General features: G+C 69.6%; 13 protein-coding genes. 8 read left to right on the top strand and 5 right to left on the bottom strand.

The genetic code is table 11. From position 1 onward, the window contains the following. The first annotated feature begins 26 nt into the window (after nucleotides 1-26). On the top strand, nucleotides 27-851 hold the full coding sequence (locus ABTW72_RS12915; RefSeq protein WP_350858011.1) for a DeoR/GlpR family DNA-binding transcription regulator: 825 nt from the start codon (nucleotides 27-29) through the stop codon (nucleotides 849-851). Continuing rightward, a complete protein-coding gene (galT, locus tag ABTW72_RS12910; protein ID WP_350858008.1) occupies nucleotides 848-1,924 on the top strand; it encodes a galactose-1-phosphate uridylyltransferase in 1,077 nt (358 codons plus the stop codon). The genes ABTW72_RS12915 and galT overlap by 4 nt, the downstream gene beginning before the upstream one ends. Nucleotides 1,925-2,251: 327 nt before the next feature. Here the strand turns inward: galT and ABTW72_RS12905 are convergent, their stop codons facing one another. Next, nucleotides 2,252-3,469 carry an NADP-dependent isocitrate dehydrogenase gene (locus ABTW72_RS12905; RefSeq protein ID WP_350858005.1) on the bottom strand — a complete coding sequence of 406 codons (1,218 nt, stop codon included), beginning with the start codon at nucleotides 3,467-3,469 and terminating at the stop codon, nucleotides 2,252-2,254. A gap of 137 nt (nucleotides 3,470-3,606) precedes the next feature. Between ABTW72_RS12905 and ABTW72_RS12900 the strand changes: the two genes are divergently transcribed. Then, nucleotides 3,607-4,413 (top strand): MBL fold metallo-hydrolase, encoded by an 807-nt coding sequence (locus ABTW72_RS12900; RefSeq protein WP_350858002.1) that lies wholly within the window; start codon nucleotides 3,607-3,609, stop codon nucleotides 4,411-4,413. Between the two features lie 207 nt (nucleotides 4,414-4,620). Here ABTW72_RS12900 and ABTW72_RS12895 read toward each other — a convergent pair whose 3' ends face one another. Beyond that, nucleotides 4,621-5,571 carry a malate dehydrogenase gene (locus tag ABTW72_RS12895; RefSeq protein ID WP_350857999.1) on the bottom strand — a complete coding sequence of 317 codons (951 nt, stop codon included), beginning with the start codon at nucleotides 5,569-5,571 and terminating at the stop codon, nucleotides 4,621-4,623. A 139-nt stretch (nucleotides 5,572-5,710) separates the two neighbouring features. Then, nucleotides 5,711-6,571 carry a bifunctional methylenetetrahydrofolate dehydrogenase/methenyltetrahydrofolate cyclohydrolase gene (locus ABTW72_RS12890; RefSeq protein ID WP_088950132.1) on the bottom strand — a complete coding sequence of 287 codons (861 nt, stop codon included), beginning with the start codon at nucleotides 6,569-6,571 and terminating at the stop codon, nucleotides 5,711-5,713. A gap of 482 nt (nucleotides 6,572-7,053) precedes the next feature. Here ABTW72_RS12890 and ABTW72_RS12885 point away from each other — a divergent pair, with 482 nt between their 5' ends. From ABTW72_RS12885 to ABTW72_RS12865, 5 genes are all read left to right on the top strand, one after another. Beyond that, nucleotides 7,054-8,655, top strand: coding sequence for a peptide ABC transporter substrate-binding protein (locus ABTW72_RS12885; protein ID WP_350857996.1), 1,602 nt, complete (start codon nucleotides 7,054-7,056; stop codon nucleotides 8,653-8,655). 197 nt (nucleotides 8,656-8,852) lie between these two features. Next, entirely contained in the window at nucleotides 8,853-9,791 is a 939-nt protein-coding gene (locus tag ABTW72_RS12880) for an ABC transporter permease (protein WP_112583767.1), read from the top strand. A 42-nt stretch (nucleotides 9,792-9,833) separates the two neighbouring features. Beyond that, the gene (locus ABTW72_RS12875) at nucleotides 9,834-10,790 is read left to right on the top strand and encodes an ABC transporter permease (RefSeq protein ID WP_350857993.1); all 957 of its coding nucleotides are present in this window, start codon (nucleotides 9,834-9,836) and stop codon (nucleotides 10,788-10,790) included. A 7-nt stretch (nucleotides 10,791-10,797) separates the two neighbouring features. Beyond that, a complete protein-coding gene (locus ABTW72_RS12870) occupies nucleotides 10,798-11,829 on the top strand; it encodes an ABC transporter ATP-binding protein (RefSeq protein WP_350857990.1) in 1,032 nt (343 codons plus the stop codon). Beyond that, on the top strand, nucleotides 11,810-12,847 hold the full coding sequence (locus ABTW72_RS12865; protein WP_350857987.1) for an ABC transporter ATP-binding protein: 1,038 nt from the start codon (nucleotides 11,810-11,812) through the stop codon (nucleotides 12,845-12,847). The genes ABTW72_RS12870 and ABTW72_RS12865 overlap by 20 nt, the downstream gene beginning before the upstream one ends. Before the next feature lie 81 nt (nucleotides 12,848-12,928). Here ABTW72_RS12865 and purH read toward each other — a convergent pair whose 3' ends face one another. Both purH and purN read right to left on the bottom strand, forming a co-directional pair. Beyond that, nucleotides 12,929-14,500, bottom strand: a complete 1,572-nt coding sequence (gene purH / locus ABTW72_RS12860; protein WP_350857984.1) for a bifunctional phosphoribosylaminoimidazolecarboxamide formyltransferase/IMP cyclohydrolase — start codon at nucleotides 14,498-14,500, stop codon at nucleotides 12,929-12,931. Further along, nucleotides 14,497-15,117 carry a phosphoribosylglycinamide formyltransferase gene (gene purN / locus ABTW72_RS12855; RefSeq protein ID WP_091406347.1) on the bottom strand — a complete coding sequence of 207 codons (621 nt, stop codon included), beginning with the start codon at nucleotides 15,115-15,117 and terminating at the stop codon, nucleotides 14,497-14,499. Before purN ends, purH begins: the two co-directional genes overlap by 4 nt. Between the last annotated feature and the right edge of the window lie 29 nt (nucleotides 15,118-15,146).

Genomic DNA, 15,146 nt, shown 5'->3' with positions numbered 1-15,146 from the left:
CGTGGACGTCCGGGGAGGCACGGCGGATGCTCGCTCAGCAGCGGCAGGCGGCCATCCTGGAGCGGGTCCGCACGACCGGCGGCGTCCGGGTCAGCGAGTTGGCAGGCGAGTTCGGCGTGTCCGACATGACCATCCGGCGTGACCTGGATGCGCTGCACGAGCGCGGCCTGCTGGCCAAGGTGCACGGCGGCGCCACGACGGCCGGGCCTAGCTCGACCGACGAGCCGGGCTTCCGCGCCAAGTCGGTCCGCCAACTGCCCGAGAAGGCGGCCATCGCCGATCGGGCGGCCCAGCTGGTCCGGCCGGGAGCAGCTGTCGCGCTCTCCGCCGGCACCACCACGGCCGAGCTGGCCCGCCGGCTGGTGGACGTGCCCGAGCTGACCGTGGTGACCAACTCGCTGCCGGTGGCCGAGATCATGCACGCCGGTGGCCGCCCGGATCAGACGGTGGTGCTCACCGGCGGCGTACGCACACCGTCGGACGCGCTGGTCGGCCCGCTCGCGGTCGGGGCCGTCCGGTCACTGCACCTGGATCTGCTCTTCCTGGGCGTCCACGGCATCACCGAGCGGGCCGGCTTCACCACCCCGAACCTGATGGAGGCGGAGACCGATCGGGCGCTCGTGGCGGCGGCGGACCAACTGGTGGTGCTCGCCGACCACACCAAGTGGGGCACGGTCGGTATCTCCTCGATCGTCGAGTTGGCGGCGGCCCACGTACTGGTCAGCGACGACCGGTTGCCTCCACCCGCACGACGGGTACTCGGCGAACAGGTGGGCGAACTGATCATGGTCAAGGCGACAGGGGCGGGCCGCGCGACGCGCACGCCGACAACTGAGGGGACGGCGCCGTGAAGCGCACCGCGATCGACCTGGCCGACGGCCGGGAGCTGATCTACTTCGACGAGCGCGACGACGCGGTCCGCGACCAGCCGGACCGCCGGGACCTGCCGCCGCCTCCCCCCGCCTCGCAGCTGCGCTACGACCCGCTGACCGACGAGTGGGTGGCGGTCGCCGTGCACCGGCAGACCCGCACCTTCCTCCCGCCGGCGAACGAGTGCCCTCTCGATCCGTCGGTGGGCGACCGGCTGACCGAGATCCCCGCACCCGACTACGACGTGGTGGTCTTCGAGAACCGGTTCCCGTCGCTGAGCGGTCGGGTGGCCGAGGAGCCCGGGGAGATCACCCCGTTCACACCGGTCCGGCCGGGCCTCGGCCGGTGCGAGGTGGTCTGCTTCACGTCGGATCACAACGCCTCCTTCGCCAGCCTGCCCCCGCGCCGGGTCCGCACCGTGCTGGACGCCCTCGCCGACCGCACCGAGGTGCTCGGCGCGTTGCCCGGCGTCGAGCAGATCTTCTGCTTCGAGAACCGGGGCGTCGAAATCGGTGTCACGCTGCACCATCCGCACGGTCAGATCTACGCGTACCCCTTCGTGACGCCGCGCACCCGCGCGCTGCTGGCCGCGGCGCGCCGGCACGCCGAACGGACCGGCGGGGGCAACCTGTACGCGGACGTGCTGGCCGCCGAGCGCGCCACCGGTGACCGGGTGGTCGCGGAGAACGAACACTGGACGGCGTTCGTCCCGGCGGCCGCCCGCTGGCCGTTCGAGGTGCACGTCGCGCCGCACCGCGTGGTGCCGGACATCCCGGCGCTCAGTGACAGCGAGCGGGACGCCTTCGGGCCGCTCTACCTGGATCTGCTGCGCCGCTTCGACGGCCTGTTCGACATGCCGATGCCGTACATCTCGGCCTGGCACCAGGCTCCCGTGCGGGTCGACCGCGAGCTGGGCCACCTGCACCTGCAGTTGTTCAGCATCCGGCGGGCCAAGGACAAGCTGAAGTACCTGGCGGGCTCCGAGTCCGGGATGGGCGTCTTCATCAACGACATCGCCCCGGAACGCGCCGCCGATCTGCTGCGCGCCGCCTGAGCAACCCGGCTGTGCACGGGGCCTGAGCGTGGCCGGTGCGGTGCGGCAGGAGCCTGGCGGGAAACAGGGCGCGGGGGGCCCGGGACAGGGCCCCCCGCAGGGAAGGGACGGCTGGCTGTGCACCGCACAGCCGGGAAGGCTGGCTGATCGGCGCACGGGTGCCGCGGGTCGACCGTGGTCAACCTTCCTGGACGCGACTGGCATCTCGTCCATCCTGGTCAACGAGGCGCGCCGGTCGCAGTGACGCCGATCGGCGCGGCGGCACCGGACACGCCGAAGCCCGCCGGCAGGGATGCCGGCGGGCTCCTATGACGCGGTACGCCTGGATCAGGCAGCGATCTTGCGGGCCAGGTTCTCGTCGAGCGCGTTCATGAACTCGTCGGTGGTCAGCCACGGGGCGTCGCGCGAGATGAGCAGCGCGAGGTCCTTGGTCATCTGGCCACCCTCGACGGTGTCGACGATGACCTGCTCCAGGGTGTTGGCGAACTCGGTGACCGCCGGGGTGCCGTCCAGCTTGCCCCGGTGGGCCAGGCCCCGGGTCCAGGCGTAGATCGACGCGATCGGGTTGGTCGAGGTCTTCTCGCCCTTCTGGTACTGCCGGTAGTGCCGGGTGACAGTGCCGTGCGCGGCCTCGGCCTCGACGGTCCGGCCGTCCGGGGAGAGCAGGACGGAGGTCATCAGACCCAGCGAGCCGAAGCCCTGCGCGACGGTGTCGGACTGCACGTCACCGTCGTAGTTCTTGCAGGCCCAGACGTAGCCGCCCTCCCACTTGAGCGCGGCGGCGACCATGTCGTCGATGAGCCGGTGCTCATAGGTGATGCCGGCGGCGTCGAACTCGGCCTTGAACTCGGCCTCGAACACCTCGGCGAAGATGTCCTTGAACCGACCGTCGTACGCCTTGAGGATGGTGTTCTTGGTGGACAGGTAGACCGGGTAGTTGCGGTCCAGTCCGTACCGGAACGACGCCCGGGCAAAGTCCCGGATCGACTCGTCGTAGTTGTACATGCCCATGGCGATGCCGCCGCCGGGGAAGTTGGCGACCTCCATCTCCATCGGCGCGCCGCCGTCGGCGGGGGTGTAGGTGATGGTCACCGTGCCCGGGCCGGGGACGACGAAGTCGGTGGCCTTGTACTGGTCACCGTGGGCGTGCCGGCCGATGATGATCGGCTTGGTCCAGCCGGGAACCAGCCGCGGCACGTTGGACATGATGATCGGCTCACGGAAGACGACGCCGCCGAGGATGTTGCGGATGGTGCCGTTGGGCGACCGCCACATCTTCTTCAGGCCGAACTCCTCGACCCGGGCCTCGTCCGGGGTGATGGTCGCGCACTTGACGCCGACGCCGTGCTCCTTGATGGCGTTGGCGGCGTCGATCGTGACCTGGTCGTCGGTCTCGTCGCGGTGCTGGATCGACAGGTCGTAGTAGTGCAGGTCGACGTCGAGGTAGGGCAGGATCAGCTGCTCCCGGATCTGCTTCCAGATGATCCGGGTCATCTCGTCGCCGTCGAGTTCTACGACCGGGTTGTTTACCTTGATCTTCGCCATCGGCCGGCGCTCCTCTCGGGGGACACGTGCTCAAGCAGTACGAGCGTACTGCAATTGGGCCGGCAGCCCCCAGCCGGCCTCGACCGGCCGGCGAAACCGGGCTGCGCGGAACAGGAATGCCCTGGAATCATCGTCCGATGCCACTGAACCGCACCCTCGGGTCTATCACGGTCACCGCACTCGCCGACGGTGAGGGTGCCTTCTTCCAGCCCCGCGCGGAGGCGTTTCCGCAGGCCACAGCGGCGCACTGGGCGGAGGCCGACCGGCGCGACCCCCACTCGGTGACCGCCGACGGGCAGTGGTGGCTGCCGTTCCGCAGCTTCGCGATCCGCGCCGGCGACGGGCCGGTCACGCTGGTCGACGCCGGGATCGGCCCGGCCGACGCACCCGCCGCGAGCTGGACGCCCGTGCCGGGACGGCTGCCCGCCGAGTTGGCCGCCGCGGGCATCGACCCCGCCGATGTCGACACTGTCGTCCTGACCCACCTACACAGCGATCACATCGGCTGGGCGGTCACCGGCACGCCGGGGCAGCCGTACTTCCCGAACGCGAGTTACCTCCTGCAACGCGCCGAACTCGACGCGGCGGAGACGCTCAACCCCGGGCTGCCGGCCGGCCTCATCGCGCCCCTGCGCGCCGCCGGCCAGCTCCGGGTGGTCGACGGCGAGACCGCCCTCACCCCAGCGGTACGTCTGCTGCCCACCCCGGGCCACACGCCCGGTCACCAGGCGGTGCTCCTGACCGCGGCCGACGAACGGATGCTGCTCACCGGGGACCTACTGGTGCACATGGTGCAACTCGTCGACCCCGACCTGGCGTACGCCCACGAGGAGGACGCGGAACTCGCCCGCACCTCCCGGCTGACCGCCCTGCGCACCCACTCCCCCACCGTCCTGGCCACCCCCCACCTCGGCACCCCCTTCACCCCCCACCAGCCCACGTAGGTCTTCCGCACCGCCACCTGGTTGATCAAGAGGTTTGCGTCACCGCAGGCGCGATCCCTGACGCAAACCTCTTGATCACGCGGGTCGGGGCGGGACGGGGTCGGGGCGGGGGCGGGGGGCGGGGGGCGGGGGGGACTGCGGGGTGGACGGCGAAGGGCGCGCCGGGTTTGCCGGCGCGCCCTTCGGCGGTGCTGTGGTTCGGGGGAACTACATGCTGGAGATGTCGCCCTGCTTGGCGCGGACGGCTTCGGCAGCCTCCAGGAGGCTGGCGCGCTCGTCGGCGTCCAGGTCGGTCTCGACGACCCGCCGGACGCCCTCGGCGCCGATCTCGGCCTCGACACCCAGGTAGACACCGGAGATGCCGTACTCGCCGTCAACCCAGGCGCAGACCGGCATGACCTCGCCGGAGTCCTCCGCCACGGCCTTCGCCATCCGGGCCGCGGCGGCGGACGGGGCGTAGTAGGCCGAACCGGTCTTGAGCAGCGCGACGACCTCGGCGCCACCGTTGCGGGTCTTGACGACCAGCTCCTCGATCTGCTCGGCCGGCATGGCGTCGCGCAGCGGCTTGCCGTTGACGGTGCTCTTCGACGGCACCGGGACCATGGTGTCGCCGTGCGAGCCCAGGGTCAGCGTGCGTACCGAGGCCACCGGCACGTTCAGCGCCTCGGCGACGAAGTTGCTGAACCGGGCCGTGTCGAGCATGCCGGCCTGGCCGAGCACCCGGTTCTTCGGGAACTGGGTGGCGAGCTGGGCCAGCGCGGTCATCTCGTCCAGCGGGTTGGAGACCACGATGACGACGGCGTTCGGGGCGTACTTGGCGACGTTCTCGGCGACCTGGCGGACGATCTTGGCGTTGGTCTCCAGCAGGTCCATCCGGCTCATGCCGGGCTTGCGCGGCAGACCAGCGGTGATCACGACGACGTCGGAGCCCTCGATGCTCTCGTAGCCCTCACCGTTGGGACCGGTGGTCACGCCGACCACCTTGGTCTCGAAGCCCTCGATGGCCCGGGACTGGTTGAGGTCGAGCGCGAGGCCCGCGGGCTTGCCCTCCACGATGTCGGTGATCACTACGGTGTCGAAGACGTCGTACTCGGCCAGGCGCTGTGCGGTGGTGGAGCCGTAGAAGCCAGCCCCGACGACAGTGACCTTCTTACCCATGGTCGTCCCACTCCCTGATACCAGTCGGTTTTCCGGACCGTATCAGTCATCCTGGCACCGATCAGGCCAGGGGCGGCGGCCATCGCCGGGATGGGGTGAACGTCACCGCCGTCCTGGTTCGGCGCTGCCGGGGTGCGGGTCAGCCGCGCTCGGCGCGCTCGACGACGTTGGTGAGCAGCATGGCCCGGGTCATAGGGCCCACACCGCCGGGCATGGGGACCAGCGCGCCGGCCGTCTCGGCCACCTCCGGGTCCACGTCGCCGGTGTAGCGGCCCTTGCCGTCCGCGCCGATCACGCGGGTGATGCCGACGTCCACCACCACCGCGCCGGGGTTGATCATGTCGGCGGTGAGCAGACCCGGTACGCCGGCCGCGACGATGACGATGTCCGCGGCCCGGGTGTGCGAGGCCAGGTCGAGGGTGCCGGTGTGGCAGAGGGTGACCGTGGCGTTCTCGCTGCGCCTGGTGAGCAGCAGGCCGAGCGGTCGGCCAACAGTGTTGCCGCGACCGACCACCGCGACGGTGGCCCCGCGCAGCGCCACGTCGTGCCGGCGGAGCAGCTCGACGATGCCGCGCGGTGTGCACGGCAGCGGACCGTCGTAGCCGAGCACGAGGCGACCCAGGTTGACCGGGTGCAGGCCGTCGGCGTCCTTGTCCGGGTCGATCAACTCAAGCACCCGCTGGGTGTCGAGGTGGGCCGGCAGCGGCAGCTGAACGATGTAGCCGTGGCACGCCGGGTCGGCGTTCAGCTCGGCCAGTACGTCGTCGACCTGCTGTTGGGTGGCGTCGGCCGGCAGTTCGCGGCGGATCGAGGCGATGCCCACCTCGGCGCAGTCGCGGTGCTTGCCGTTGACGTACGCCTGGCTGCCCGGGTCCGCACCGACCAGGACCGTGCCGAGCCCGGGGGTGATGCCGCGTTCCGCGAGTGCCTTCACCCGGATGCGCAGCTCGTCCTTGATTTCCGCTGCGGTTGCCTTGCCGTCCAGAAGCGTCGCCGTCACGACCAGATCGTCTCACGGCCACCGCCCGCGAATCCGACGACCTCGCTCGGGCCGTCCGCCGCGCTGTGCGGCGGGGCGGCCACCGGACGGGCCGGGCCAGGGTGGGGTGAGCGCCGCTGGAGTCACTGTCTGTGAGGTGTTGCTAGTCACTTTCAGTAACAATTTGTGGGTTCGATCACGGTCGAACCAGACAGGCCGGGCCAGCCCAACGGAGACGGGACGCCCACCCCAGGCCGCACCCAGACAGCCGGGCGGGGGCAAGCACGTCGTCAGCCATCGCAATTTCCGCAGATCAACGTCGATAAGCCTGGTTTGGAGTAGCAGATTCGCTCGCCTCCGACAAGTGAGGCAACCCCGGACCGTTACCCACCCGCAACCGCGTCGTTGTCGAAGGCCCGTCGCCGACCTACCGTTACCGCTTGTTGCGCAGCGTAACCCAGCGTCGGGCCTGACTGCGCAGCGTGAGGAGATGAGGAGGCTCAATGCGAGTTCGTAGACTCGCCGCCTGGACCGCCCTCCCGCTCGCGGTGACGCTGGGCCTCGCGGCCTGCGGCAGCGGCGGAGACGGTGGATCCGGTGGCAGCGACAGTTCGGTGGTCAGCATTCAGATCGCCGAGCCGAAGCACCTGGTTCCCACCAACACCACCGAGACGTCCGGTTCGCAGGTGATCGCCGGCCTGTTCAGTCCGCTCGTCGACTACGACGCCCAGAACAAGCCGTACGAGGTCGCCGCGCAGTCGATCACCTCGTCCGACAACAAGGTCTGGACGATCAAGATCAAGGACGGCTACACCTTCCACAACGGTGAGAAGGTCACGTCCCAGAACTACATCAACGCCTGGAACTACGGCGCGTACGCCCCGAACGGTCAGGACACCAACCCCTTCTTCGAGAAGATCTCCGGTTACGCCGACCTGCAGGGCAAGGAGCCGAAGGCCAAGGAGATGTCCGGACTGAAGAAGGTCGACGACCTCACCTTCACCGCGACGCTCTCCGAGCCGTACATCGACTTCAAGACGACGCTGGGCTACAACGCGTTCTTCCCGATGCCGGACGCCGCGTTCTCGGCTCCGGGCGTGCTCAAGGACTCCTACGAGCAGGCGCCGATCGGGCAGGGCCCCTTCAAGATGAAGGGCACCTGGCAGCACGACAGCAAGATCGACGTCGAGCGCTACGACGCGTACCCGGGCGAGAAGCCCAAGGTCAAGAACATCGAGTTCCGGATCTACCAGCAGCTCACCGCGGCCTACGCGGACGTCCTGGCGGACAACCTGGACGTGCTGCCCACGATCCCGACCGAGAGCCTGAGCACCGCGCCGAGCGACCTGGGTGACCGGTACAAGACCAGCCCGATGTCGTCGTTCCAGTTCCTCGCGTTCCCGACGTTCGACAAGGACTACAGCAACCCGGACGTGCGCAAGGCCATCTCGATGGCGATCGACCGTGACGAGATCACCAAGTCGGTCTTCAAGGGTTCGCAGACGTCGGCGCGCTCCTTCGTCGCGCCGGTCCTGCCGGGCTACCGGGAGGACACCGCGGGCAAGGCCGCAGAGTTCAACCCGACCGAGGCCAAGAAGCTCTACCAGGCCGCCGGTGGTCCGTCGAAGATCGTCATCTCGTACAACGGCGATGGCGGGCACAAGGACTGGGTCGACGCCACGGTCAACCAGCTCAAGACCAACCTGGGCGTGGACGCGGTCGGCTCGGTCGAGCCGAAGTTCGCCGACCTGCTGACCAAGGTCGAGAAGAAGACGCCGGTGGGTGCGTTCCGGATGGGTTGGGTCATGGACTACCCGACCATGGAGGACTACCTCGGCCCGCTGTACAGCACGAACGGCTCGTCGAACTACTACGGCTACAGCAACCCGGAGTTCGACAAGCTGGTCAAGGAGGGTTCCGCCGCCAAGACGCAGGACGAGGCGATCGCCAAGTACCAGCAGGCGGAGGACATCCTGGCCAAGGACATGCCGGTGATCCCGCTCCGCTTCGGCGAGAACGTGTTCGGCCACTCGTCCAAGGTCAAGAACGTGGAGATGGACCTGTTCCAGCGGGTCAACCTCGTCAAGATCGAAGCAGCCAACTGAGCTGACCATGGTGCGGGCCACCCGGGCGACGATGCCCGGGTGGCCCCGACCGCGCCACCGGGGCCGGGCCGCAGCAGCGGACCCGGCGTCGGTGGCGCCGGCTCCCCCGGGCCGGACGGCACGTCTCGGATATTTCGGGTACGACCAGAGATGCCGTCCTGCGACCCTTTCGCACATTTCCGGAGAGACTGCTAAGCATGTTCCGCTACATCCTGCGGCGCCTACTGCAGATGGTCCTGGCGTTCTTCGGGACCACCCTGATCGTCTACGCGCTGACATTCGCCGGGCAGGGCGACCCGATCCAGGCGCTCGCCGGCGAACGGCCGGTGACGCCAGCGCAGCGGGCCTACCTCACCGAGAAGTACAACCTGGATCAGACGGGCGTCGGCGGCTTCTTCTACCGCTACTTCGACTACGTGAAGGACCTGCTCCAGGGCAACCTGGGCGAGTCGCTCACCGGTCGGAGCATCGGTGACATCCTCCAGCAGGCCTGGCCGGTCACCGTGCGGCTCGCGCTCATCGCGCTCGCCGTGGCGATCATCTTCGGTGTCACCGCCGGGGTCCTCGCCGGCATCCGCCGGGCCAGCATCTTCGACAACTCGACGCTGGTGCTGACCCTGCTGGTGCTGGGCATCCCGACCATCGTGCTGGCACCGCTGGCGCAGTACTTCCTGGGCGTCAAGTGGCAGCTCTTCCCACCCACCGCCGGCTCCGACCCGACGTTCTACGCGCTCCTGCTACCGGGCATCGTGCTCGGCTCGCTGTCGCTGGCCACCGCCCTACGACTCACCCGGGCCTCGGTGGCGGAGAACCTGCGCGCGGACTACGTCCGGACCGCCCGGTCCAAGGGCCTGGTCAAGCGGCGCATCGTCATCGTCCACGTGCTGCGCAACTCGCTGATCCCGGTGGTCACCTTCCTCGGTGTGGAACTGGGCAACCTGATGAGCGGCGCGATCATCACCGAGGGCGTCTTCAACATCCCCGGCGTGGGCTTCAACCTCTTCCGCGGCATCCGCACCGAGGACGGCCCCCTGGTGGTGGGCATCGTCAGCGTGCTCGTCGTGGTCTACCTGGTCTCGAACCTGGTGGTGGACGTCCTGTACGCCGTACTCGACCCGAGGATCCGCTATGAGTGAGCGCAGCGACCATGCCGGCGCCGAGCGCAGCGAGGTGCAGGCATGAGTGACTTTGAGACTGTGGCGGCCACCGAGAACCAGGCCGCGCGACGTGGCCCCTCGGGGGAGCCGGGCACACCCAACCAGGTCGGCGCCGCGAACAAGCCCCGCAGCCTGGCCGGGGACGCCTGGCGCGACCTGCGCCGCAACCCGATCTTCTGGATCTCGCTGGCGCTGGTCGTCGTCTTCACCCTGATGGCGCTGCTGCCCGGGGTCTTCACGGCCAACAGCCCGAACGACTGCCTGCTCTCCCGGCAGCACGCCGGGCCGTCCGGCGGGGCCATCTTCGGGTACGACTTCCAGGGCTGCGACACGTACTCCCGGGCGGTCTACGGCACCCGGGCATCGCTGCTGGTCGGCGCGCTCGCCGCGCTCGGCACCGGAATCATCGCGCTGGTGGTCGGCATGTTGGCCGGTTACTTCGGCCGCTGGGTCGACGCGGTGCTCTCCCGGGTGATCGACGTGGTGCTCGGCATTCCGCTGCTGCTGGCCGCGATCGTGCTGCTCAAGCGGGTGTCCAGCGACAACCAGTGGGCTCGGATCGGCGCTGTCGTCTTCGTGTTGGCCCTCCTCGGCTGGACCACCGCCGCCCGCGTGGTCCGGTCCTCGGTGATCACCGCGAAGGAGCAGGACTACGTGGCGGCGGCCCGGATGCTCGGTGCCGGCAACAGCCGGATCATGTGGCGGCACATCCTGCCGAACTCGCTGGCCCCGGCAATCGTCGTACTGACCATCGCGCTCGGCTCGTTCATCGCGGCCGAGGCGACGCTCTCCTTCCTCGGCATCGGCCTGAAGGCGCCCACCATCTCGTGGGGGCAGGACATCGACACCGGCCGGATCCACATGCGGGAGGCGGCCACCCCGTTGATCGTCCCGTCGGCCTTCCTCGCGCTGACCGTGCTGGCGTTCATCATGCTCGGCGACGCGATCCGTGACGCCTTCGACCCGAAGCTGCGGTGAGAACATCATGACCGTCAATCCAACTCCCGCCTCCGCCACACCCGAGGGCGGTCACCTGCTGGAGCTGCGGGACCTGCACGTCGAGTTCCGCACCAACGAGGGCGTCGCCCGGGTGATCAACGGTGTGTCGTACCACCTGGACGCCGGCGAGACCCTTGCCGTGCTCGGCGAATCCGGCTCGGGTAAGTCGGTCACCGCCCAGGCGATCATGGGCATCCTGGACACCCCGCCCGCGTTCGTCCGCTCCGGCCAGATCCTCTATCGGGGCGAGGACCTGCTCACCCACTCCGAGGAGCAGCGGCGGCAGGTACGCGGCAAGGAGATCGCGATGATCTTCCAGGACGCGCTCTCCGCCCTCAACCCGGTCTTCCCGGTCGGCTGGCAGATCGGCGAGACGCTGCGCCAGCGCGCCGGCATGTCGCGAGCCGACGCTCGACGTCGTGCCGTCGAACTGATGGATCTGGTCAAGATCCCAGGTGCCGCCAAGCGGATCGGCGACTACCCGCACCAGTTCTCCGGCGGCATGCGGCAGCGCGTCATGATCGCCATGGCGTTGGCGCTGGACCCGAAGGTGCTGATCGCCGACGAGCCCACCACGGCCCTCGACGTGACAGTGCAGGCCCAGATCATGGACCTGCTGGCCGACCTGCGCCGGGAACTCAACATGGCGATGATCCTGATCACCCACGACCTGGGTGTGGTCGCCGGTGTCGCGGACCGGATCGCGGTCATGTACGCCGGCCGGATCGTCGAGCACGCCGACGTCCGCTCGCTCTACAAGGCGCCCGCCCACCCGTACACGAAGGGGTTGTTGGAGTCGATCCCGCGCCTGGACGTTCGCGGCCAGGAACTGTCGACGATCAAGGGGTTGCCGCCGAACCTGATGCGCATCCCGTCCGGCTGCCCGTTCCACCCCCGGTGCCCCTACGTCCAGCAGGTCTGCGTGGACGAGGTGCCGCACGACCTGGTCCTCGGCGACGGCCGGACCAGCGCTTGCCACTTCGCGCAGGAGGTCCGTGATGACAGCGTCGCCCGCTAACCCCACCAAGGTCCGCGGCGAGACCATCCTCTCCGTCGACAACCTGGTGAAGCACTTCCCGATCACTCAGGGCGTGCTGTTCCAGCGGCAGATCGGGGCGGTGAAGGCCGTCGACGGGGTGAGCTTCGAGCTGCGTCGGGGCGAGACGCTCGGCGTGGTCGGCGAGTCCGGCTGCGGCAAGTCCACCCTCGCCCGGCTGCTGATGCGGTTGGAGACGCCCACCTCCGGACGCGCCACACTGGAGGGCAAGGACCTGTTCAAGGCTTCCGGGGGCGAGCTGCGCCGGCTGCGCCGCAACATGCAGATGGTGATGCAGGACCCGTACACCTCGCTGAACCCGCGGATGACCGTCGGCGACATCATCGGCGAGCCGTTCGAGATCCACCCGGATGCCGCTCCGAAGGGCAGCAAGGCCAAGCGGGTCCAGGAGCTGTTGGACCTGGTCGGGCTCAACCCGGAGCACATCAACCGGTATCCGCACCAGTTCTCCGGCGGTCAGCGTCAGCGCATCGGCATCGCCCGTGCCCTCGCGCTGAAGCCCGAGGTGATCGTCTGCGACGAGCCGGTGTCGGCGCTCGACGTCTCCATCCAGGCCCAGGTGATCAACCTGCTCAAGCAGCTACAGGGCGAGCTGGGGCTTTCGTACATCTTCATCGCGCACGACCTGTCCGTGGTGCGGCACATCGCCGACCGCGTCGCGGTGATGTACCTCGGTCGGATCGTCGAGATCGGCACCGAGGACGAGATCTACGAGCGGGCCACCCACCCGTACACCCAGGCTCTGCTCTCTGCCGTGCCGGTGCCGGACCCGGAGGCCCGCGACCAGCGCAACATGATCCGGCTGGTCGGCGACGTGCCCAGCCCGGCCGACCCGCCGAGCGGGTGCCATTTCCGGACCCGCTGCTGGAAGGCCCAGGACATCTGCGCCGTCGAAGACCCGCAAACGGTCCCCCGGGCAGCCGACCCCCACCCGTCCGCCTGCCACTTCGCCGAACTCCGCCCAACCACCGCAGCCTGACCCCGCCCACGACGGTGATCATGAGGTTGACGGGCCGTTTCGTCCGGCCTGTCGCCCGTCAACCCCATGATCAACCCAGGGTTAGTGGAAGAAATGGCGGGTACCGGTCAGGTACATCGTGACGTTGGCCTTCTTTGCCGCTTCGATGACTTCTTCGTCGCGGATGGAGCCGCCGGGCTGCACGATGGCGCGGACGCCGGCGTCGATGAGGATCTGCGGGCCGTCGGCGAACGGGAAGAACGCGTCCGAGGCGGCGACCGAGCCGCGGGCCCGGTCGGCGCCGGCGCGGGTGACCGCGAGCTGCGCCGAGTCGACCCGGTTGACCTGACCCATACCCACGCCGACGGTGGCACCGTCCTTGGCGAGCAGGATCGCGTTGCTCTTCACCGCGCGGACCGCCCGCCAGGCGAAGGCGAGGTCCCGCAGCAACTCCTCGTCGGCGGCCTCGCCGGTCGCCAACTGCCAACTCGCCGGGTCGTCACCGGGGGCGTTCACCCGGTCGGCGACCTGGGCCAGCACGCCACCGGTCACCGGCCGCAACTCCACCAGCGCCGGCGTCCAGGCCGGTGCTCGCAGCAGCCGGATGTTCTTCTTGCCCTGCAACACCTCGACCGCGCCCTCGTCGAAGCCGGGGGCGACCACCACCTCGGTGAAGATCTCGGCGACCTGCCGGGCCAGCTCGACCGAGACCGAGCGGTTGACCGCGATGACGCCGCCGAACGCCGACACCGGGTCGCAGGCGTGCGCCCGGCGGTGCGCCTCGGCGACGTCCGCGCCGACCGCGATGCCACACGGGTTGGCGTGCTTGATGATCGCCACCGCCGGTTGGTCGGCGAAGTCGTTCGCGGCCCGCCAGGCGGCGTCGGCGTCGACGTAGTTGTTGTAGGACATCTCCTTGCCGTGCAGCTGCTCGGCCTGGGCCAGCCCGGCCGGGGCGTCCGGGTCGGTGTAGAGCGCGGCCGGCTGGTGCGGGTTCTCGCCGTAGCGCAGCGCTGTCGACTTACGCAGCGCCAGCCCCGCGAACTGCGGCCACCAGTCGTCGGCGGGTGCCAGCTCCCGGGCACACCACTGGGCCACCGCGACGTCGTACTCGGCGATGTCGGCGAACGCCCGGGCGGCCAGCGCACGACGCTGGGCCAGGGTGAAGCCCCCCTCGCTGAGCGCGCCGAGCAGCGCCGGGTAACCGGCCGGGTCGGTGAGCACGGCGACCGAGGCGTGGTTCTTGGCGGCGGCCCGCACCATGGCGGGGCCACCGATGTCGATCTGCTCCACGCACTCCTCGACGTCGGCGCCGGAGGCGACGGTCGCCTGGAAGGGGTAGAGGTTGGAGACCAGCAGGTCGAACGCCGCCACGCCCAGCTCGTCGAGCTGCGCCACGTGCGTGTCCTTCCGCAGGTCCGCGAGGAGACCCGCGTGCACCTTCGGGTGCAGGGTCTTCACCCGGCCGTCGAGCACCTCGGGGAACCCGGTCACCGTCTCCACCGGCGTCACCGGCACCCCGGCGGCGGCGATGGTGCCCGCCGTGCTGCCGGTGGACACGATCTCCACACCGGCCGCGTGCAGGGCCTGAGCCAGCTCGACCAGCCCGGTCTTGTCGTAGACGCTGACCAGCGCCCGCCTGATCGGGCGGCGCCCGTCCTGAGTGGGACTCACGGAACCGTGACCTTCCTTCCGGTGATGGTCCAGCCTTCGCGGACCAGCCGACCGACCTGCTCGACGAGCTGGCGCCGCTCGGCTTCCTTGATGCGCTCGGTGAGCGTGTCGACGTCGTCGTCGTCCAGCACCGGCACCGCTACCTGCGCGACGATCGGCCCGGTGTCCATGCCGGCGTCGACGAAGAAGAGGGTGGCTCCGGTGAGCTTCACGCCGTAGGCGAGCGCGTCACGCGGGCCGTGGATGCCGGGAAACGCCGGCAGCAGCGTGTTGTGGGTGTTCAGGTAGCGGTCGCCGAACGCGGCGAGGAAGTGCGGGCCGACCAGCTTGAGGAAACCGGCGGAGATGACCAGGTCGGGTTGGTGCTTCGCGACGTGCGCGGTGAGCGCGCGGTCCCAGTCCTCCCGGGTGTCGTGGTCGCGGACCCGCTCGACGAAAGTCGGCACCCCCGCGGCGTCGGCCCGGTCCAGGCCCGCGATGCCGTCGCGGTCCGCGCCGACCGCGACGACCTGTGCGCCGTACGCGGGGTCGGCGGCGGCATCCAGCAGCGACTGAAGGTTGCTTCCGGAGCCGGAGATGAGGACGACGATGCGGGCGACAGGCGCGGGCTCGGTCACCGGGCCACCCTATCGGGCAGGTCAGGGAC

Origin of the sequence: Micromonospora sp. NPDC127501, from assembly GCF_040302185.1 — a bacterium.
Classification (GTDB): domain Bacteria; phylum Actinomycetota; class Actinomycetes; order Mycobacteriales; family Micromonosporaceae; genus Micromonospora.
Note: the sequence above shows the minus strand (reverse complement) of the source record. Positions and strands in the feature narration are given on the sequence as shown.